This is a genomic window from Algoriphagus oliviformis (genome assembly GCF_017254915.1).
GTDB classification, from domain to species: Bacteria; Bacteroidota; Bacteroidia; order Cytophagales; family Cyclobacteriaceae; genus Algoriphagus; species Algoriphagus oliviformis.
In genome coordinates this window covers 1-21,503 of the sequence record NZ_JAFKCT010000010.1, presented here as the reverse complement: position 1 = coordinate 21,503, position 21,503 = coordinate 1, and the positions used below count along the sequence as shown (strand labels likewise).

At 54.2% G+C, this 21,503-nt stretch carries 14 protein-coding genes and 3 tRNA genes; 13 read left to right on the top strand and 4 right to left on the bottom strand.

Annotation, left to right across the window (positions count from 1 at the left end; genetic code table 11):
• Positions 1 to 9: 9 nt before the first annotated feature.
• The 8 genes from nirD (at position 10) to J0A68_RS18900 (ending at position 13,398) form a co-directional block, all read left to right on the top strand.
• Positions 10 to 387 (top strand): nitrite reductase small subunit NirD, encoded by a 378-nt coding sequence (gene nirD, locus J0A68_RS18935; protein WP_206579815.1) that lies wholly within the window; start codon positions 10 to 12, stop codon positions 385 to 387.
• 9 nt (positions 388 to 396) lie between these two features.
• A complete protein-coding gene (locus tag J0A68_RS18930; protein ID WP_206579814.1) occupies positions 397 to 987 on the top strand; it encodes a DUF4202 domain-containing protein in 591 nt (196 codons plus the stop codon).
• Complete coding sequence (locus J0A68_RS18925; protein WP_206579813.1) at positions 980 to 2,788, top strand: sensor histidine kinase; 1,809 nt, start codon at positions 980 to 982, stop codon at positions 2,786 to 2,788. The genes J0A68_RS18930 and J0A68_RS18925 overlap by 8 nt, the downstream gene beginning before the upstream one ends.
• A gap of 60 nt (positions 2,789 to 2,848) precedes the next feature.
• Entirely contained in the window at positions 2,849 to 3,508 is a 660-nt protein-coding gene (locus J0A68_RS18920; protein WP_206579812.1) for a response regulator, read from the top strand.
• 238 nt (positions 3,509 to 3,746) lie between these two features.
• On the top strand, positions 3,747 to 5,171 hold the full coding sequence (locus tag J0A68_RS18915) for an MFS transporter (protein WP_206579811.1): 1,425 nt from the start codon (positions 3,747 to 3,749) through the stop codon (positions 5,169 to 5,171).
• Between the two features lie 96 nt (positions 5,172 to 5,267).
• On the top strand, positions 5,268 to 8,792 hold the full coding sequence (locus tag J0A68_RS18910) for a molybdopterin-dependent oxidoreductase (protein ID WP_206579810.1): 3,525 nt from the start codon (positions 5,268 to 5,270) through the stop codon (positions 8,790 to 8,792).
• Between the two features lie 302 nt (positions 8,793 to 9,094).
• Complete coding sequence (locus J0A68_RS18905; protein ID WP_206579809.1) at positions 9,095 to 10,537, top strand: rubredoxin; 1,443 nt, start codon at positions 9,095 to 9,097, stop codon at positions 10,535 to 10,537.
• Positions 10,538 to 12,120: 1,583 nt separating this feature from the next.
• Positions 12,121 to 13,398: an alginate export family protein gene (locus J0A68_RS18900; protein ID WP_206579808.1), complete on the top strand. Its 1,278-nt coding sequence runs from the start codon at positions 12,121 to 12,123 to the stop codon at positions 13,396 to 13,398.
• A gap of 153 nt (positions 13,399 to 13,551) precedes the next feature.
• Here the strand turns inward: J0A68_RS18900 and moaCB are convergent, their stop codons facing one another.
• The 4 genes from moaCB to J0A68_RS18880 form a co-directional block, all read right to left on the bottom strand.
• A complete protein-coding gene (gene moaCB, locus J0A68_RS18895; RefSeq protein WP_206579807.1) occupies positions 13,552 to 14,433 on the bottom strand; it encodes a bifunctional molybdenum cofactor biosynthesis protein MoaC/MoaB in 882 nt (293 codons plus the stop codon).
• A 105-nt stretch (positions 14,434 to 14,538) separates the two neighbouring features.
• Entirely contained in the window at positions 14,539 to 15,339 is an 801-nt protein-coding gene (gene cobA, locus J0A68_RS18890; protein ID WP_206579806.1) for a uroporphyrinogen-III C-methyltransferase, read from the bottom strand.
• Between the two features lies 1 nt (position 15,340).
• On the bottom strand, positions 15,341 to 15,964 hold the full coding sequence (mobA, locus tag J0A68_RS18885; protein ID WP_206579805.1) for a molybdenum cofactor guanylyltransferase: 624 nt from the start codon (positions 15,962 to 15,964) through the stop codon (positions 15,341 to 15,343).
• Positions 15,965 to 15,966: 2 nt separating this feature from the next.
• Positions 15,967 to 17,148, bottom strand: a complete 1,182-nt coding sequence (locus tag J0A68_RS18880; protein ID WP_206579804.1) for a molybdopterin molybdotransferase MoeA — start codon at positions 17,146 to 17,148, stop codon at positions 15,967 to 15,969.
• A gap of 367 nt (positions 17,149 to 17,515) precedes the next feature.
• Here J0A68_RS18880 and J0A68_RS18875 point away from each other — a divergent pair.
• From J0A68_RS18875 to J0A68_RS18855, 5 genes are all read left to right on the top strand, one after another.
• Positions 17,516 to 17,589, top strand: a tRNA-Pro gene (locus J0A68_RS18875).
• 297 nt (positions 17,590 to 17,886) lie between these two features.
• Positions 17,887 to 19,314 carry a sulfatase family protein gene (locus J0A68_RS18870; protein WP_317195133.1) on the top strand — a complete coding sequence of 476 codons (1,428 nt, stop codon included), beginning with the start codon at positions 17,887 to 17,889 and terminating at the stop codon, positions 19,312 to 19,314.
• A 224-nt stretch (positions 19,315 to 19,538) separates the two neighbouring features.
• Positions 19,539 to 20,960, top strand: coding sequence for an alanine/glycine:cation symporter family protein (locus tag J0A68_RS18865; protein WP_206579802.1), 1,422 nt, complete (start codon positions 19,539 to 19,541; stop codon positions 20,958 to 20,960).
• Between the two features lie 109 nt (positions 20,961 to 21,069).
• Positions 21,070 to 21,152, top strand: a tRNA-Leu gene (locus tag J0A68_RS18860).
• A 138-nt stretch (positions 21,153 to 21,290) separates the two neighbouring features.
• Positions 21,291 to 21,363, top strand: a tRNA-Thr gene (locus tag J0A68_RS18855).
• Positions 21,364 to 21,503: the final 140 nt, after the last annotated feature.

The window sequence follows — 21,503 nt, the reverse complement described above, 5'->3', positions numbered from 1 at the left end:
TGAGAAATCATGGAAGAAATCGTAAACCTATACCAAACCGTCCAGCATGCCGATGTGGTCTCCTGGATCAGAGTGGGAGCCGTCACTGACTTCCCCGAAAACGCCGGAGCCTGCATCAAGCACAAGGCCCGACAGATTGCCGTCTACCACTTCACACGCACTCAAAAGTGGTACGCCTGCCAAAACCTCTGTCCGCACAAGATGGAAATGGTACTGGCACGCGGATTGACCGGCGACGCGGGCGGCATTCCCAAGCTGGCCTGCCCCATGCACAAAAAGACTTTCTCGCTGGAGGACGGCTCCAACCTGAACGGGGAAGATTACAGCATCGCCACCTATCCGGTCAAAGTTGAGGACGGAAATGTCTATATTGGTTTTGCCGATTAACGATACTTTATGTCCCCCTACGACCACGCCATCCAGCTCATAGACCAAATCAACACCGACGACCCTACCAAAGAAGCCTGGAAAGGCAAGGATTTTCCCAAGGAGCTGCTCTACTCTCACCGCATGAGCAAAAAGCTGGCGGACTTCGCCCCGGATGCCTCCGAGGAGCTGAAAGTAGCCGCCCGCGCCCAGCATATTGCCCGATGGAAAATCCAACGCTCCGAGTACCCCATGGACCGCGTGGGCTACCTGACCTGGAGGGAAGAGCTCAAAAAAATGCACGCCGACCTGACGGGGGAAATCCTCGAGAAAGCCGGATACGGCGAGGCGTTCATCTCCCGGGTGAAGTTTTTGATCCGAAAAAAACAGCTCAAGACCGACGCGGAAACCCAGACGCTGGAAGACGTGGTCTGCCTGGTCTTTTTGGAACACTACTTGGAGGACTTCGTGGCCAAGCATGAGTTTGAAAAAATCAAGGACATCCTCCGAAAGACCTGGGCCAAAATGTCCGAACAGGCCCACAAAGAAGCGCTAAAACTCAATTTCTCCTCCCAAAGCCTCGCCATCATCCAGGAAGCACTTTTCGAAAGTAATGACTGAGCATACCAATACCCTCGACCAGGTCACCTTCAATCGCCTCCGGCGCCTCTACATCATCGCTCTCGGCGCCATCGCCTTCTCCCTGATCACCAGCCAGATCCTGATCCGTCAGTACCTAGCCGACCAGGAAGACGACAGCCGTCTGGTCAACGTCGCCGGTCGGCAGCGTATGCTCAGCCAAAAGCTCAGCAAAGAAGTACTGCTCCTGACTACGGAAGCCACAGAGACCGGTCGACGATCCCTGAGCGACACCCTTCTCGCCACCAAGACCACCTGGGAAGAGGCGCATCGGGGCTTGCAGCACGGCGATCCCAAGCTGGGTATCAGCCCCAAAAACAGCCCAGCCGTCAAGGAAATGTTTGCGGCGATACAGCCTCACTTCGAATCTATCGTCGCCAACACCGACACGCTGGTGCGGCTTTCCGACACCGCGGAGCCAGACTCGGCCCAAATTGACCGGCTGCGCACCGAGATCCTGGCAAGCGGACGGGAGTTTCTCCCCAAGATGGAAGCCATCGTCAACCAATACGACTTTGAGGCCAAGGAAAAAGTAAACAAGCTCGAGCAGCTGGAGCTCATCATCACGCTTTTCACCCTGCTGGTCCTGCTGGCTGAATTTCTGATTATCTTTTGGCCCTCGGCCAGAGCCATGAAGGCCAGCATCCGCGCCCTGATGGAGTCGGAGAAAAAAGCCATCAAAATGGCCCAGGATGCAGACATCCTCAGTCAGGCCAAGGAAAAGTCCGTGCGCGAGCTCCGAGCCCTGAGCCAAGCGATGGACCAAATCCTGCTCTTTGCGCGGATCACGCCGGACGGACACATCACACACATCGGCGACCGCTTTGCCAAGCTGCTCAAATTCCAGAAGTTTAACCAAAACGCGAAGTTTTCCGAAGTCCTGAGCCCCCTGGAAAACGAGCGCCAGACCATCGACCGCATCGTGGCGGAGCACAAAAAGGCCGGCTGGCAGGGAGAAGTCAAGGCTACCGCTCCCGGAGGACAGGATCTGTGGCTGGACCTTTCGATGATCCCCTTTCACTCGGGAGAAAAGTCCGAGCTCATCATCATCTGCATGGACATCTCCAAGCGCAAGGAAGCCCAGCTGGAAGTGGCGCAGCTTACCAAGGAGAGCTTTGAGGAAAAGATGGAGCAGCAGCACGTCATCAGCCGCCAGATCATCGAAAACCAGGAAAACGAGCAAAACCGAATCGCCAAGGACATCCACGACGGCATAGGCCAGATGCTAACTGGACTGAAATACCTTCTGGAAAGCGTGGACCTCACTGAGGGCGAAAAGGCCCAAACCAAGCTGGACAAACTCAAGGAGCTCACCTCAAACATCATCAAAGGCGTGCGCACGGCCACCTTCAACCTCACCCCTCCCGAGCTGAAAGACTACGGCCTCGTCCCCGCCCTCACCGAACTCACCCAGGAGCTGGCCAAGCTCACCGGCAAGGACATCATCCTGATGAACAAGTCCGACTTCAGCCGCCGCCTGGACTCCCTCGTGGAGATCAACCTCTACCGTATCACCCAGGAAGCCATCAACAACGCCATCAAGTACGCCGACTCCTCGCTGATCCTGGTCACGATCTCACATAGCGAAAAGATCCTCAGCATCACCGTGGACGACAATGGGAAGGGTTTTGACAAAAAAACGCTCAAGCCCAAGCCGGACAAGGACGGAGGCATGGGGCTGACCTTCATGCAGGAGCGCATCAAGTACATCAGCGGCCGCCTTTTCATCAATTCCGCCCCGGAAAAAGGCACCAAGGTCACGCTGAATGTACCACTGAACTAATTTCCGCTCGCAGGATTACGTAAAAATCGTTTACTTTACTAAGTAATAACTTTAGATCCGATGAACCCTACCCGAATCGTACTGGCGGATGACCATGAGCTCGTCCGTGACGGCATCAAGTCCCTTTTGGAAAACGAAAGCGAATTCAAGGTCGTCGCCGAGGCCGCGGACGGCAAGGAGGCCCTGGAGGTCATCGCCGGGGAGCAGCCAGACCTGCTGATCGTGGACATCCGCATGCCGCGGATGACCGGACTGGAAGTGGTGAAGCAGCTGAGCCGGGATTTTCCGAAGGTCAAAAAACTCGTCCTGTCCATGCACGACTCCGAGGAGTACGTAGTGGAGTCCATCGAGGCCGGTGCCGACGGCTACCTGCTCAAGGGAAGCAGCAAGGCCGAATTTCTCAAGGCACTCAACTCCATCGCAGCGGGCGGCAAGTATTTTTCGGGAGACATCTCCCAGATCATCATCGACAATTTTGTAAAGGGAAAGGCCAAGACTAGCAAGCCCCTCGCCGAATCGGAAGAAATCTCCCAGCTCACCAACCGTGAAAAACAGATCCTCGAGCTCATCCTGGACGGCAAAGGCAACAACGACGTGGCCGAATCCCTTAAGATCAGCCGACGTACCGCCGAAGTTCACCGATTCAACCTCATGAAAAAGCTGAACGTCAAAAACCTCATCGAGCTCACCCAAAAATCAAAGGAGCTGAACCTCATCTAAATAAAAACTACGTACAACAAGTTTTAAAACAAACCCATCTCAGTCGATTGAGATGGGTTTTTTATTTTTTTTTACGTAAATAATTTACGTATCGTTTGCACACAGTAAGTATTATTACTTATTTTTATATCATACAAAAGTAAGTAATGTGAAATCAAGCAGGATCAAACATCCCTCACTGGGATAGCTGACCACCGTGCGGGATTCCATGTGGCCATCAACAAAAACCAGTAATCACATGAAAAATCAAGCTCAACTCAAAGCCACGCGACTGAACCTCCGGGATATCAAGAGCGTGCCGATCCGGACTTTCTGGATCACGTCTTTCGCGTTTTTCATCTGCTTTTTTGCGTGGTTTGGCATCATCCCCTTCATGCCTGACGTGGTGAGGGATCTGGGCCTGACTGCGGAGCAGAAATGGAACTCGGTGGTCTTTGCCGTGGCAGGGACTATTTTCTCCCGCTTGCTCATCGGGAAGCTCTGCGACAAATACGGCCCTCGGATCTGCTACACCTGGCTGCTGATACTGGGATCTATCCCCGTCATTTTGAGCGGCTTGGTAACGACCCCCATGCAGTTTTACATCTGCCGTCTGTTGACCGGATTCATCGGCGCTTCCTTTGTCATCACGCAGGTACACACTTCCCTGATGTTTGCACCGAACGTAGTCGGCACGGCCAACGCCACCTCTGCTGGCTGGGGCAACCTGGGCGGAGGAGCAAACCGCCTCGGAATGCCGCTTTTGGCCGCTTTGGTGATCGCCTTTGGCATCGCTGAGACGGAAGCTTGGAGGTATTCTATGGTGATCATCGGGGTGATCTGCTTTCTGGTTGGCGTACTGTATTACTTTTTCACCCAAGACACTCCCGCCGGCAACTATGCCGATCTGGTAGCCCGGGGCGAAAAAATCCCGAAAGGCAAAAAGGACAGCGTAGGCTTCCTCGAGGCAGCCAAAGACTACCGCGTTTGGGTTCTCTTCATCGTGTACGCCGCTTGCTTCGGGATAGAGCTCACCGTGTACGGCACCATGGACGACTACCTGCAAAACACCTTTGGGCTGAGCAGGATCACCGCCGGAAACCTGGTCTTGTCCTTTGCCTTGATGAACATCTTCGCAAGAACGCTTGGAGGCTGGTTTGGAGACAGATTTGGCAAGGCTAGCGGTCTCAAGGGACGCGTTTGGTTCCTGGCAGCCATCATCGTAGCCGAGGGACTGATGTTGGGGCTCTTCTCCACCGCCACCACCCTGTTCATAGGAATTGCCCTGCTGATAGGATTCAGCCTTACGGTACAGATGGCCGAGGGTGCGACCTTCTCCGTCGTTCCATTTATCAACAAAAAGGCCATCGGCTCCATCTCGGGCATCGTGGGTGCCGGGGGTAACTTCGGGGCTTTCATGACCGCACTTTTCCTCAAATACAAATCCGCAGAAGCGGGAGCCGGCGTGCTCCAGGGAGGCGAATCCCTCAGCGCTGAGGCACTCAAAGCCGCGCAAACCGCAGCAGAAGCAGGCGCCGTCTCCAGTGGCTACCTACAGATCGGACTGCTAATTGTCCTGACTGGCATCGCCACACTCATCATCCGCTTCAGTCTCGAGGACGAAAAAATCGCCAAGAAAGAAATGGAGCAGCTATCTCCTGAATTAATCCGATTGGAGGACTAAATTGCATGAGTGACTTTCTGAAAAGCACTTTCTTCGGCGAGTTTCCTCGGGGAAAGTGCCTTTTACTTTATACTTCTTCCGGCCAAACTGTTACCCGTGAACTCTAAGAAGAAACTAAAAACCACCTGTTCCTATTGCGGCGTCGGCTGCGGCATCCTCGCCGAGGTCAATCCACAGGCGAAGGTCAGCGTGCAGGGGGACCCGGAGCATCCGGTCAACGCTGGCATGCTCTGTTCCAAAGGGATGAACCTCCACTACGTGGTCAACGATACCTCAGACCGCATCCTCTATCCTGAGATGCGCTGGAGCCGGACGCATCCCCGCCAGCGGGTCACTTGGGACGAGGCGCTGGATCGGGCGGCAGCGGTATTCAAGTCACTCATCCGCAAGCATGGCCCAAACAGCGTCGGTTTCTACATTTCGGGCCAGTGCCTGACCGAGGAGTATTACATCGCCAACAAGCTCGCCAAGGGCTTTCTCGGCACCAACAACATCGACACCAACTCCCGGCTCTGCATGAGTTCGGCCGTGGTGGCCTACAAAAAGACTTTCGGCGAAGACTCCGTGCCCATCTCCTACGCGGATATCGAGCTGGCGGACACCTTCCTGATCGCCGGGGCCAATCCGGCCTGGAACCACCCCATCCTTTTCCGCAGGCTAGAAAAGCACAAGGAAAAGAACCCCAACACAAAGGTCATTGTGGTCGATCCGCGGAAGACCGACTCGGCCTCCTTCGCCGACATCCACCTACAGCTCATTCCCGGCACCGACATCATCCTCTACAACGCCATCGGGCGTAGGCTCATCGAGACGGGCTATGCTGATGAGAGCTTTGTGAAAAACCACACCGAAAACTACCAGGCCTACCGCAAGCAGGTCATGGAAACCTCCCTCAAGGACGCCGCTGCGCTCTGCGGGATCACGGTGGACGAAATCAAGGAAGTCAGCGAACTGATCGGCAAGGCGAAAGGCTTCATCAGCATGTGGGCCATGGGACTCAACCAAAGCTCCATCGGTACGGACAAGAACTTTGCGCTGCTGAACCTGTCCCTGGTGACCGGAAAAGTCGGCAAGCCCGGCAACGGCCCCTTCTCCCTCACCGGCCAGCCCAATGCCATGGGCGGACGGGAAGTGGGCGGCATGGCCAATCTCCTGGCCGTACACAAAGACCTCCAAAATCCACAGCACCGACAGGACGTGGCGGACTTCTGGGGCGTAGACCAGATCTCCCCCACTCCGGGCTACACCGCCACGGAGATGTTTGACGCGCTGGCGAGCGGCGAGATGAAGGCCGTGTGGGTCATCTGCACCAATCCCATGGTCAGCCTGCCCAACCTCGGCCAGATCGAAAAGGCCTTTGCCAACGCCAAGTTTGTGGTGGTGCAGGACATATCCCATCGCTCGGACACCGTCGCCTATGCCGACTTGGTGCTGCCAGCCGCCGGTTGGCTGGAGAAGGAAGGCACCATGACCAACTCCGAGCGGCGCATCTCCTACCTCAACAAGGGCATCAACCCTCCCGGCGAAGCCCGTCCGGACGTGGAAATCCTCTGTGATTTTGCAAAACGGATGGGATTCCGGGGCTTCAACTTTGCCAACGCGGAGGAGATCTACGAGGAGTATTGCGCGATGACCAAGGGAACCAACATCGACATTTCCTTTCTCAACTATGACCGCCTGAAAAACGAGGGCAGCATCCAGTGGCCCGTGCCTGAGTATCGTCACCCGGGCACTGCAAGGCTTTTCGCAGACAAAAAATTCTACACCCCCAGCCAAAAAGCGATCTTCAATATCCCCGCGCAGATCGAAAACACCTCGGAAAAGATCAGCGCAGAATTCCCCTTTGTCCTCACCACCGGCCGTATCCGCGACCAGTGGCACACCATGACCAAGACCGGCAAGGTCGCCCGCCTCCGCACCCACTACGCCCAGCCCGTGCTGGAGATCAGCCGGCTGGACGGGTATATCTACAAGGTCAAGGATGGGGATGTGGTCGAGGTGAAAAGCAAAAACGGAATCGTCCGCGTGCGCGCCAAGATCTCCAACTCCGTGCGAAATGGGGTCGTTTTTCTCCCCATGCACTGGGGAAAACAGCTCGAAAACGACCTGAACCGGGCAAACAACCTGACCTTCACCCGAGTCGACCCGCAGTCCAAAGAACCGGACTTCAAATACACGACCGTCTCGGTGACCAAGTACCAAAAGCCGAAGGAAAAAATCATCGTGGTGGGCGCTGGCGCGGCTTCTTTCCGCTTTATCCAAAACTACCGCGAGCACAATTCCGCGGACGAGATCCACGTCTTCTCCAAGGAGCCACACCCCTTTTACAACCGGGTCTTGCTGCCCGAGTACGTGACCGAAGAGCTGACTTGGGAGCAGCTGCTCAAGATCAAGGAAGCCGAGCTCGCCAAGCTGAAGATCGCGCTACACACCAATCTTTCGATTGAAAAGATCGACCCCGAAGCCCAACAAGTCTGGGACAGCGATGGAAGGGCCCACTCCTATGACAAGCTGATTCTGGCGACCGGCAGCCGGGCGTTTGTCCCAAAAGATGCCCAGCTCGACCTCCCTGGCCGCTTTACCATGCGCAGCCGGGGCGATGCGGACAAGTTCAAGGCCTATCTGGAAGACACCCAGCTACCCGCCGAGGTGCAGCATGTGGCCATCGTCGGTGGGGGTTTGCTCGGCTTGGAGCTTGCGGCGGCACTCCAGCATACCAACGTGAAAGTGACCATCATCCAGCGGGCCTCCCGCCTCATGGAGCGTCAGCTCGATCCGATCTCCAGCCGCCTGCTCGCACTGGACGTACAGGAGCGCGGTATCCACATCTACTTTGACAATGAGGTGAGTACGGTCTTTGACGACCCGGTGTCCAAAAACCTCAGTATCACGCTGAAAAGCGGCAAAAACATCCAGGCCAATGCCATCGTCTATGCCATTGGCACCCAGCCCAACATCAAGATCGCGCGGGAAAACGGCATCATCTGCAGTCGAGGCGTGAAAGTTAACAAGCATCTCCAGACCAACTATCCCAACATTTTTGCCATCGGCGAGATCGCGGAGTTTGAAAACCAGCTCTTTGGCATCACCTCCGCCGCAGAGGAGCAGGCCGCCATCCTGGCCAACTTCATCGCCGGAGATATCAGCAGCACCTACAGCGGCTCAGTTCTGATGAATATCCTGAAGTTTAAAGACCTGGAGCTCTGCAGCATCGGCGACATCATCGTGCCGGAAAACGAGGAAGGCTATGAGGAAATCGTCTTCACCGACATCAGCAGACGCTACTACAAAAAGTGCATCGTCAAGGACGACCTCCTCATCGGAGCGGTGCTAATGGGGGACAAAAGCGAGTTTGCCGAATTTAAAAGCCTGATCGAAAACAAGATCGAGCTCTCCGAAAAGCGCAAATCCCTGCTCATGGGCAACTCCGAGGCACGACCCGTGATCGGCAAGCTCGTTTGCAGCTGCAGCCGGGTTGGCGAGGGAAATATCCTGGAGGCCATCGCGGGAGGTTGTACCGAGTTTTCGGCACTTTGCACGCAGACCGGAGCCGGACTGGGCTGCGGCAGCTGCAAGACGGAGGTGAGGGAAATCCTGAGTCAGGCGAAGGTGAAGGTGTAATGGGGGTAGCGCAACTTTGACAGTGATCGGATTTGCTTCTTCATTCGGGACGGAAGACCGATGACGGAAGACCGAAGTGTCGGCAAGGCCAGGGGTTTAGCGTTCTTTCGGATAGACCCGTTCTTCGGAATTTGCAATTCCGAAGCGGTAACCCAGGATTTGCAATCCGAACAAAACTGTCCACGAAAGCTGAACAGGAATTGCAAATCCTATGATAAATCCTCGGGATTACAAATCCCTAGGAACCAGAGCTTCAGCATAAAAGCCGGTGTTCAAAAAGCATAAAAAAGAATCGTGAAGAAATGAAACAGACATTTTCCAGAGTAGTCGTCAAAGGCGGGGTGCTTTCCCCGGCAGAACTCAAGCAAATCCTGGAAATCGCGGAGACCGCGGGCTTGGACACCATTTCCCTGGGCTCCCGGCAGGACATCCTCTTCATCAAGGAGGACGGAGAGTTTTCCATTGACCCCCAGGACAAGTTTCAGATCATTTCTCCCGAGCAGGAAGGCGCCGAAAACATCGTCTCCTCTTACGTTTCCTCCGACATTTTCCCCAATACGCCCTGGCTCACCGGCGACCGCTACCTCTACATCTTGGAGCAGTTTCGGGCCCAGTCCGCGCTGAAGATCAATATCACCGACCCGAAGCAGCGCTTGGTGCCGCTCTTCACCGGCCACCTGAACTTCATCGCTTCAGAACACGAGGACTACTGGTATCTTTTTGTCCGGCTGCCGGACTGGGAAAGCAACCAGATGTTTCCCGCGCTGATCTACAGCTGGGATCTCGCCAAAGTCGCCACCGCCATCGAGGACATCCTGCAGGAGGAGCCGGAGACGGTGGATTTCCTTTTTGACCTGGTCAACGACTCAGCGGACCTCAACAGCCGCACGGTGGACAAGCCCCTGGAGGTGCCCTTCTACCCTTTCCCCTACTACGAAGGCATCAACCGCGTCGGCTCGGAGAGCTACTGGATGGGACTGTATTGGCGAAACAACAAATACTACATTGACTTCCTCAAGGCGCTCTGCGACCTCTGCTCCGACTGCCGGATCGGAAAAATCTCCATCACCCCATGGAAATCCCTGATCATCAAAGGTATCCAAGAACCCTACAAACTGGAATGGGAAAAGCTCCTCGGGAAATACGGCATCAACGTCCGCCACTCCATGCTGGAGCTCAACTGGCACCTTCCCGTAGCCAACAAGTCTGCCCTGAAGCTGAAAAAATACCTGGTCTCCTACTTTGACAAGCACGACATCAGTACCTACGGACTCACCTTTTCGGTGACGGACTACACCAAAAAGGCCTACTACTTCACCTCGATCATCATCGAGAAAAACGAGCCGCCCATCCAGCTCGAGGGCCTGAAGATCCGAAGTACCTACAACCTGCTCCATGCCAAAAACTTTGACCCCAACACCCAGGAATACCTCGTGTACGTGCAGGAAGTGGACAAATCCGATCTGCCGGAGCTGCTCATCGAGCTGAGCAAGATCTATTTTGAGCAGCTGGGACAGGAAAAATCCCTTCCGGAAAAAGCCGCCAAACCCAAGGAGCAGCTCAGCAGGGAAGTGTACCAGTGCCGGGATTGCCTCACCGTGTACGACCCCAGCTACGGAGATCCCAGCCAGGGAATCGCCGAGGGCACGCCTTTCGAAACCCTGCCCGCCAGCTACCAGTGTCCGCTCTGTGAAGCCCCAAAGACCAGCTTCGCCAAAAAGACCTTTGTCACGCAGACGGAATAAATTTCTCCAAGCAGCGCCGTCATTGCGAGACGAGGAACGAGGCGAAGCAATCTCTTCGCTTTTGACAACTGATATTGCTTCCCGGAACTTGCCTTTAGAAGACTGAAGTACCAATAGGCGCATTCCCCCTTGAAAAGGGGCTGAGCCTGTCCCGAACTTGCTTCGGGAGGGGATTTGTCAGCCAAACTGGGAGCCAAGGATTTACGCAATTCATGAAAGGTTCAACCCCGTTGGGGTTGGGATGCGCTGGAACCACTTGGTGCCACCAGTTGCACCGGCGGCAATTGAAAAGTTTGACCACTCCGTTGTTTTTTCGGCAAAGCCTTGGCACAGATCTTCGGAATTTGCGATTCCGAAGTGTGATCGCGGACTCGGGTCTGAACCTAGTGCTGTGTTAACTTCGAAATGGCCTTTTGACTACATACCTATCGGAGGCACCAAATTTTCGCCCCGGTCGGTGCCCCCACCGAACGGAATTCCCATCTGCCGGACATCTTTTTTAACACAAAGGTCACCAAGAGGAGAAGAAACCTTGTCTCATACGCTACAGGAACCCCGCTCCTTGGTTTCCTTTTTTCAAGCCATTTCAAGGACGCAAAGTTAAAAGCTTCGCTTTTTTTAGGATGGACGGAGACTTGGTGGCATGTCAACTTTTGACAACCTGCCTACCGGCAAGGCTGCCAAAACGCCGAATTACGCTTAACCTAACACTAGTTTACATTAGGGGCGTAGCCCTGAATTCTTCGTAGGAAGTCTGCTTTTTGAGAAAAATAAGGGGCGTAGCCCTGACATCCACCATAATTTTACTGATGCAAACAAGGGAAAGATGACAGAGCTACGCTCCTACCGGGAAATGCCTTGAAATTCCGCTACGAAGATCAAAGGGCTACGCCCCTGGATCCCGCTCCAATCTCCTTCCCTATTTACAATTGGGTTAATCCCATCCCGAAGGGATGCCATGTTTATAGGAGCAAGTTCACCGCCCACATTCGAGCCCCGATGGGGTCGGACCTATCATGGCCTCAATCACCCAATAAACATGTGACCCGTTCCGGGTCGGCTTTGCGATCCGGATTAAGTTTGTTTCGAAACGCGTAGTCTCTAGGTGCCTAGCCACATGTCCTCTCCGACTTCATCACCGACCCGGTCAGGGGTCAAACCTTGATTAACCATGGGTGCAGCCCATGGACCTAGGCAGCTCCAATCGTCCCGACCCCGAAGGGTGTCAAACTTGCGGGTAAGACTCTTTGCGCCCTTCACAATGGTTCAAGCCGCTTGGGCTTGGGATACCTTGGGGATCATCTGCCACCTCCAATTGCACCGGAGGCTATGGAAAGGTTTGACCACTCGGCGGTCTCTTCGAAGAATCCATCGCATTGCTTATTGGAATTTGCAATCCGAACAGAAAATGCCAGACATAAAGGATTGCTTGAAGGCCTTGGCCTTCCAAAGAATCCAAAAGCAGTTGACGTCCTTCATCATGACAAATTTCACTAGATTGAAAAATACTTATATTTTTACGTATTTATTTTCCTATTTATAAGTATTTATACTTATCTTCATAGCAACCTATTCTACCTGTTATGAAGAAGATCCTCTACACTTTTGGCCTATGCGCCGGGCTTGCCATGCAGGCAAAAGCCCAGACAGTCTCCATGGACGCCGACATTCGGCCCCGCTTCGAATACCGTCACGGCTACGGAGCCCTGCTCCCGGAGGGTGCTGACCCTGCGGCCTTTGTCACCCAGCGCTCCCGCCTCAATGTCAACTATGCCGACTCCAAGCTCAAAATCCACCTCAGCGTGCAGGACGTGAGCACCTGGGGCGACACCCGGCAGCTGGCGATCAACGATGAAAACAACTCCTTTTCCCTCTTCCAAGCCTGGCTGGGCTATGCTTTCAGCGAAAACTGGTCGATGAAGCTGGGCAGGCAAACCCTCTCCTACGATGACCAGCGCATGCTCGGCGAGGTAGATTGGACGATGCAGGGTAGATTTCACGACGCCGCGATGCTGACGTTCTCCAAATCAGGTTTCAAGACGGACCTCGCCTTTGCCTTCAACCAGGAAAGCCAAAGGAACGAGGGTTCAGGCTACGGGATTAACGGGATGTTTTCCTACAAAGTCATGCAGATGCTGCATGCGAAAAAGACCTGGGAAAAGGCCTCCTTCAGCTTCCTTTTCATGAACAACGGCTTCCAGAAGTTTACCGAAGACGCGACTCCCCTCCCGGACGGCGTGTACTACAGACAGACGACTGGGGCTTACTTCACCTTCCCGCTCTCCGCCCTCACACTGACGGGTTCCGCCTACCTCCAAACCGGAAAGTCCACCCCCACAGCCGACCTGAACGCCTACCAATACATGCTGGAGGCAAGGTATAGGCTGGGAAAAGTGGCCTTGATGGCGGGATTTGAATCGCTGAGCGGCTCGGACCAGGTGTCGGATTCCAAGGAAAAATCCTTCTTCCCGCTCTATGGCACCAACCATAAGTTTAACGGCTACATGGACCTCTTCTACGTAGGCAACCATGCGAACAACGTCGGTCTGAACGACGGCTATTTCACGGCTTTGGTCCCTACGGGAAAAAGCTCCAACCTTTCCGCCCAAGTGCACTTTTTCTCCGCCAACGCCGAACTCAGAGATGGACAAAGCAAGTACCTGGGCTCGGAGCTAGACCTCATTTTTTCAAAAACGATCGCCAAAAACATCAAAATGAACGCAGGCTACTCCCAGTTTTTTGACACCGGCAGCATGGCCGCGATCAAGGGAGGAGTCCAAGCGGCAAAAACCCAAAACTGGGGCTGGGTCCAGCTCATCGTGACACCTACGCTGTTTAAGCACAGCTGGGAGGAAAAGTAGCGGGAAGAAAGGAGGTGGGGAAGCAGGAAGTTAGGATGCAGGAAGCCGGGAAGTTGGAGGCAAGCAATCTTCGACATTTCGAAGCAATGACATGAAATCCGCGTGCCGATTTCCAATCTCGAATCTCAAATCTCGAATCTCAAATCCCGAATCTCAAATCCCAGCCCCTTCCAGCAGCTGCGGAAACAAGGCCTCCATGGATTCAGCTGCGCCTCGGGAAGAGCCGGGAATGGCCAGCACGAGGCAATTCCCGACCATTCCGGCTAGGCTTCTGGACAGCATGGCGTGGGGAGTACGGCACTGTCCGTAGCTCCGCATCGCCTCTGCTATCCCGGGGATCTTTCGGTCTAGGAGTGGCTCCAAGGCTTCTGTGGTCACATCGGTTTTTGCCAAGCCCGTACCCCCGGCGAAGATGACCAGTCGGTTTTCCAGGGCGAGGGATTTTGCCTTTGCGCGGATCAGCTCTAGGTCATCAGGAAGCAGTTCGTAGGAAGTGATTTTTGCCTGATAGCCTCTGAGTTTTTCGAGGATCGCCTGTCCCGCTGAGTCGGGCTTGATGCCTTTGAGCACGGCATTGGAGCAAAGGACAACCGCCGCGTTAAAGGGCTGGGTAGCCCCGGAGGAAAGCTTTCTCTCCTCTTTTTCCAAAATCCCAATCCGCGCTATGCTGATCCCCTTATCCAATGGCTTCAGCATGTCGTACATGGTCAGTGCCGTGATCGACACACCATGCAGGGCGTGCATTTCCAAGCTGGATTTGCTTACTGATCTGACTCGCACTGTAATGCGGATCTCCAGGTCTTCGACCTGATATTCCACCGAGGTAAACTCGATGGGCGTGGGATAGGCCTGGGGGAGCTGGAGGTGGGTGTTTTTGACCGCAAAAAGCCCCGCGACCTTGGCCATCTCCAGCACGTCTCCCTTGGGAACGCGCTTCTCGAGAATAGCCGCGACGGTTTCGGATTTGCTTACTTTCAGCACCGCCTCGGCCTGGGCTTCCTGTAGCGTGGTACTTTTTGGGGTGATGTCTTCCATTCCTTGGGCTTTGCAATTGTGACTATCGCCGATCAACGCTGGTCTCTCGTCCAAAAACATTTTCGAAGCATCGGTCGACTGTCGTCCGTGGACTGTGGACGGATATCAAAAAGGAAAGGCCCCGAGGTTTTGCAGGACAAACTCGTCCTCAAAAATGTAGTCCTCCGCAGTCACCGCCTCGATGGTCGCCAGGTTGACCACTTCGCCGATCACGAGGACAGCTGGGCCTTTGATGGAGGCCGTTTTGGCACGGCGCACGATATTGCCGATGGTGCCGACGACCTCGCGCTGGTCCACCCGAGTACCGTTTTGGATGATGGCAATAGGCATATTGGCTTTTCCTAGCTTTTTGTAAATGCGGGTGATCTCCTCCAGCTTGGACAGCCCCATCAGGATCACCACTGTGGCGGTAGACTGGGCGGCCAAAGCCACATCATCGGAAAGCCGGTGCGCACTGGTGGTGCCGGTAATGACCCAAAAACTCTCCGAAGCGCCTCGATAGGTGACCGGAATTCCAATAGAGGCCGGAACGGCGATGCAAGACGAAATCCCCGGAATCACCGTGCAGGCCACGCCACGCGCCGCGGCGTACTCCTGCTCCTCTTTGCCCCGACCGAAGACAAAAGGGTCGCCGCCCTTCAGCCGCACCACCGAACCAAACTCGTGCGCATAGGTCACGATCAGTTCGTTGATCTCGTCTTGGGTGAAAGAATGCTGCCCCTTCCGCTTGCCCACGGAGACTTTCACGGCATTTTCCGCCAAATCAAGGATGTCCTCGTTGACCAAGGCATCGTATAGGATGACCTCAGCCTGCTGCAGGGCCTTCACGGCCTTGATCGTGAGCAGTTCGGGATCGCCCGGGCCAGCGCCGATGAGGGTCAAGTGGGGAGTCTGCGTGGTTTTCATGTCAGTATAGGTTTGATAGGGTGATGAGTTCGGTTTTGGTGTTGATGTTTTGCAGGCGGGAGACGTCTTCGGGCTGTATCACAATGCGCTGATGCGGCAAAGTTTCGACCAGTCGACGGAGCTTCAGCCTATTCTCGGCCACCGCCTCGGCAAAAGCCGGCAGGCAGGACTTGGGGTAGACGGCGATGAGGGGGTAGTCGTTTTTGCCGTCCGAGAGAAAGGTTATTTTTTCCGGGCAGCTCCGGGCTTCGGTGATCAGTAGGTCCAAAGCCGCGACGCTGATCCTGGGGATGTCGCAGCTGAGGATCAAAGCTTGAGCAGTGTTGGAGTGGCCCAAAGCGGTAAAAATACCGCCCACAGGCCCCTGGCCGGCAATCCGATCAGGAATCAGCTCCAGTCCAAATTGGCGATAGGCAGAGTTTTGGGTAACCAAGACCGGTTCGCCTACAAACGCAGACACAGCGTCCAAAATCCACTGCACGAAGGTTTTGCCCCGAAACTTGACCAGCCCCTTCTCCTCTCCCATGCGTGAGCTTTTACCCCCGCAGAGAATATAGGCAGAAAGTGAAATACTCTCCACCGCTTGTGCTGAGCGTAGTCGAAGCATCCGTCTCCCGTCTTCCATTTCTACCATCGATTGATTCTTAAAAACTGAACTTTGTCGCCAAATCCCAGCTGGGACACCGACTCCTCCACATAGACCAAGGCATTGGCCTGCGCCAAGCCGCCGAGCGTGTTGCAGGCCTGCTGGCCCAGAAGCCGGAGCATTCCGCTTTCCTCGCTGGCGCAAAGGAAGCGCCCCTTTCCGCAGGCATTGTCCAAGTCTCCGAAGAGAATGCCCTTCTCCAGATCAAACGAAAAATCGCCTCCAGCCGAAATTTTGCGCAGCAAGGGCATCACATAAACCTGTAGACAGACGGCCATGGCGGCCGGGTTGCCGGGTAGGGCGAAGACCAGGGTCTTTCCTTTTCGCCCAAACCAAAGCGGTCTTCCGGGTTTTTGATTGACTTGGTAGAAAATTTCGGCCACGCCGTTGGCCTCCAGGGCGGTTTTGACAAAGTCGTAGTCTCCTGTGGAGATGCCTCCGGAGATCAGCAGCACATCGGCCTCCAGCGCCTTGGCGATGGCCTTGGTCGTGGCAAATTGTTCGTCTTCGACTTGGCCAAGGCTGGCGACAGGAAATCCCGCTTCGGCGAGGGTCGCCTCCATGGCGATGCCATTGCATTCGTAAACGCCACCGGGACGCAGGGGCGATCCAGCCGTCTGCAGCTCGTTCCCGGTGACGATCACCGTGATTTTGGGTTTGTTAATGACTAAAACTTCCTCCAATCCAAAACCGGCCAGAAAGCCCAGCAAATGCGCGTTTACTTTTGTGCCCTTTTTGGCGATGCGGTCTCCTTGCTTGACCTGCTCACCGATGGGACGGACGTTGGCAAAGGGCTTGGGCATGCGCTGGATGCGGATTTTGGAGCCTTCTCTACAGATATTCTCCTGAACTACCACGGTGTCCGCCAGGTCAGGCACCCTGGCACCGGTGAGGATGCGGACGGCCTCGGCCCCTTCCATCCCAAACTCCCGAAAGTCTCCCGCCTTGCTTTCGCCCACCACCTCGTAAGACTCCGCAGTCCCAAAACGGATCGCGTAGCCGTCCATGGCCGACTGGCGAAAAGGAGGAATGGAAATCGGCGCATGGATATCCTCAGCGAGGAAGTAGCCCAAACTCTCCCTCAGAGGCAGTTTGACTGCCGGGAGATCTTGTGCATGCTTACTGATGAGGGAAAGGGCTTCGGAGACTGACACCATCTTCATTCTTGAATTGTATCGAAATGTAGCCAAAAAATTACGTATTTGTACTTACTTACTACGTATTTTTTTTTGAAAAAGACGTTACTTCTTCCTTTCCGAGATGGGACAATTCTGGCTTTGAAAAAAAATATGGCTTTTTTCCATTCACGACTGCGCGACAAAAATTAAAATCCGTATGTTTGCAAGCCGTTAGAAAAGGGGGCTGATTCAGCAACATTTTTCCAACGGAAGTCAAGTTCCAGAAGAGGAAATTGCCAATCAAAATAGCTCGGGGTGTAGCGTAGCCCGGTATCTCGTCCCGATTTTGATCGGGAAGGTCGTAGATACGAAACCTACCAAGTTGTGAAAAGCACAGCAATGTCATAAAGCTCGGGGTGTAGCGTAGCCCGGTATCGCGCCACATTTGGGATGTGGAGGTCGTAGGTTCGAATCCTGCCACCCCGACTTAGTTTACAGAGGTTGCTTCTAAGAAGCGACCTCTTTTTTTTGAGCAATAAAATTCCCTACTCAGCTTAGCCCTGTATTGCGTCCCGATTTTGATCGGGAAGGCCGTAGGTTCTCCCGATCGTCATCGGGATGCCACCCCAAGGAATTTCTCCCAACTTTTTCAGCGCAAGGAAACCATACTTTCCCCTTGCTTTCGAAAGCTCCTCTCCCATTTGCCTGCCGGCAAAACAAAAACAGGAGGTTTTAGAAAAAAATCGACAAATTGAAGCGCTATTGAATCAAAAAATAAGACAAGTGAAAAAACCCCACCTCCTACTTTTAGCCATTCTGCTCGGCTCTTTTGCCTGCCAGCCAAAAGCCACCGAAGACAACACAAGCGAAAACAGCAAGCCGAACATCGTCCTGATCTTCATGGACGACATGGGCTACGGAGACCTGGGCAGCTACGGAGCCACCGGTTGGCAAACGCCAAACCTAGACCAGCTGGCAGCTGACGGTACGCGTTTCACACAATTCTACGTACCCCATGCCGTCTGCTCCGCCTCCAGAGCCGCACTCCTCACAGGCACCTACGCCAACCGGCTGGAAATCTTCGGCGCACTGGACCACTCCGCCAAGCATGGGCTCAACCCAGAGGAAACCACCCTCGCCGAAATGCTCAAGGCCCAAGGCTATAGCACCGGCATCGTCGGCAAGTGGCACCTGGGCCACCAGCCTGAATTCCTGCCCATCAAGCAGGGCTTTGATTCCTATTTCGGTCTGGCCTACTCCAACGACATGTGGCCCCACCATCCGGAGACGAAAGACTACTACCCCCCACTTCCCCTCTATGAAGGCGACTCCGTGATCCAGATCCTCGATGACCAGAGCCAACTGACGACCTGGTACACGGAGAAGGCCGTCGATTTCATAGACAAAAACCAAAAACAGCCTTTCTTCCTCTACCTGGCACACTCCATGCCCCATGTGCCGCTCTTTGTCTCCGACAAGTTTAAAGGCAAATCCGAACAGGGCATGTATGGCGACGTGATGATGGAAATCGACTGGTCGGTAGGCCAGGTCCGAGCCAAGCTGAAAGAACTTGGGCTGGAAGAAAACACGCTGATCATTTTCACCTCCGACAATGGCCCCTGGCTATCCTACGGAGGCCATGCCGGCACCACCAGCGGACTCAGGGCCGGCAAAGGCACCTCGCTGGAAGGCGGCATCCGAGTGCCTGCCATATTCGCTTGGCCTGGCAAAATCCCCGCTGGAAAAGTGCAGAACCAAGCGGCGATGACCATCGATGTCTTCCCGACCATCGCCCAGCTCATCGGCTCCCCGCTGCCTAGTCTGAAAATCGACGGCCGCGACATCTGGCCTATGATCGAGGGAGAAAAAATGGAGGACCGCCCCTACTACGCCTATTACAACCAAAACGAACTCCAGGCGGTAATCTACGGCAAGTGGAAAGTGGTCTACCCGCACCGATACCGCATCATCCCTGAGGGCAGCGAACTCCGAAATGACGGCTTCCCTGTGAAATACGAATACCTTGATTTTGAAAAAACCGAGCTATATGACTTGGAAAACGACCCTGCAGAGACGACGGACGTGAAAGAGAGATTTCCCGAAGTCCTCGCCCAACTCGACTCCCTGGCCAACATTGCCCGAGCCGACATGGGCGACAAGCTCACGGAAAGTGAGGGGCCGGGCTTGAGAAAACACGGAAGAGTCGACTAACCCGAACCATGCTAGACCTTGGACCAAGGCCCAAACGCCAAAGTCCAAGGTCTATTTCTTTTTCCCGAAAACCGGGATTGAAAAAAACTGTATCACTTTGATGGAGAACGAGATCATTTTTTGACCCACCCATCAAGTTTTTGGTGTTTTTTACGGTACTTACTGTCAAATTCGATACTTAAATCCAATTTCAGTTTATCCCCAAAACAAATAAACAAAGCTAGATGAAGGAGATTATAGATACTATCAATGGTATAATATGGAGTAACGCGTTGATTTTTTTGTGCTTGGCGGCTGGTATATACTTTTCTTTCGCTCTCAAATTTATCCAACTGACCTACATCAAGGAAATGATCGGCCTGCTCTTCAAAGGGCAGTCTTCCGAAAAAGGAGTTTCCTCGTTTCAGGCCTTTGCCATCGCCATCTCTGGTAGGGTGGGCACAGGCAACATCGCCGGTGTGGCAACCGCCATCGCCATGGGCGGTCCCGGAGCGATCTTTTGGATGTGGGTCATTGCGTTCCTTGGAGCCTCGTCCGCATTTATCGAGTCGACACTGGGCCAGATCTACAAGGAGGTGAAGGACGGACAATATCGTGGCGGCCCGGCCTACTATATAGAAAAAGGCCTGGGAATCAAGTGGTACGCAATGCTCTTCGCCTTTGCCACCATCCTCAGCACTGTGCTCTTCCTGCCTGGCGTACAGAGTAACAGCATCGCGCTCAGCGCGCAAAACGCCTTTGACATCCCCGTTCACTACACCGGGATCGCCGTCACGGTCTTCCTTGGCCTGATCATCATCGGCGGGGTAAAGCGGATCAGTAAGGTTGCCGAAGTGGTCGTACCGTTCATGGCTGCGGCGTACATCCTGATGGCCGTGACCATCATCCTGCTCAACATCACCGAGATTCCCGCGGTCTTCGCCCTCATCTTCAAGTCGGCCTTCAACCTTGAGGCAGCTTTCAGCGGAGTCTTTGGCATGGCGATCGCCTGGGGCGTGAAGCGGGGCATCTACTCCAACGAAGCCGGACAAGGCACCGCTCCGCATGCTGCAGCGGCGGCCGAAGTGACCCATCCCGCGGCACAGGGACTCGTACAGTCCTTTTCCGTATATGTAGACACCCTGTTTGTCTGCACGGCCACAGCGCTGATGATCCTCTTCACAGGCCAATTCAATGTGGTCCACCCAGAAGGGGGCTTTCTGGTGGAAAACCTGCCTGGTGTTCCCTTTGGCCCCGAATTCACCCAGTATGCCATCGGCACCCATTTCCCAGCCATAGGAAAGGGCTTTGTGGCAATCGCCCTGCTGTTTTTTGCCTTTACCACCATCATGGCCTACTACTTCATCGCAGAGACCAACCTCAGCTACCTTACCGGCACCAAGTCCTCCAAGTGGGCGGTGCGAGCATTGCAGCTGGCGATACTCTGCGCCACGTTTTACGGCTCCATCAAGACCGCGGAAGTCGCCTGGACTCTCGGTGACATCGGCGTGGGCATGATGGCCTGGCTGAACATAATCGCCATTTTCCTACTCCGAAAGCCTGCTTTCCGGGCCTGGGAGGACTACAAAAAACAGAAAAGGGAAGGAAAAAAGCCGGTTTTCGTCGCCAAAGACGCAGGGATCGAAAATACCGATCTTTGGAAGTAATTGGAGATCAAGCCTCTCTGCAATTAACCCAAGAAAAATTCAATTTTATTGCGGAGAGGCTTTGTTTCGACAGGATTGATTTGCGATATTTGCACACCAATTCAACGATGCGGATGTGGCGAAATTGGTAGACGCACTGTCTTCAGGTGGCAGCGCCCTCTGGGTGTGATGGTTCGAATCCATTCATCCGCACACTCGTTCAAAAAGCAGGCCTTTTAGGTCTGCTTTTCTTTTTTGCGGCAGGTTGGTAAATTCGGATCAGTCCGAATATCTGGGGAGCAGTATTTTTCAGGCATCCATATTTGAAAACCTGAAAAGGACGAATTCCAAGCCTCTTTAGCTCAGTTGGTAGAGCAACGCTTTCGTAAAGCGTGGGTCGCAGGTTCAAGTCCTGTAAGAGGCTCTGGGCTTTCCCGGGATCAGTCCAAAAAGTTGGGGGATTTGAGTGAATCGAGTTTCTTTGTTTAAAAAAACAATTGGAAGAAAAGGATTACCTCAGTTTACTTTTGCCACAGGGGCTTTTGGAATTTTTCAAGGTTACCT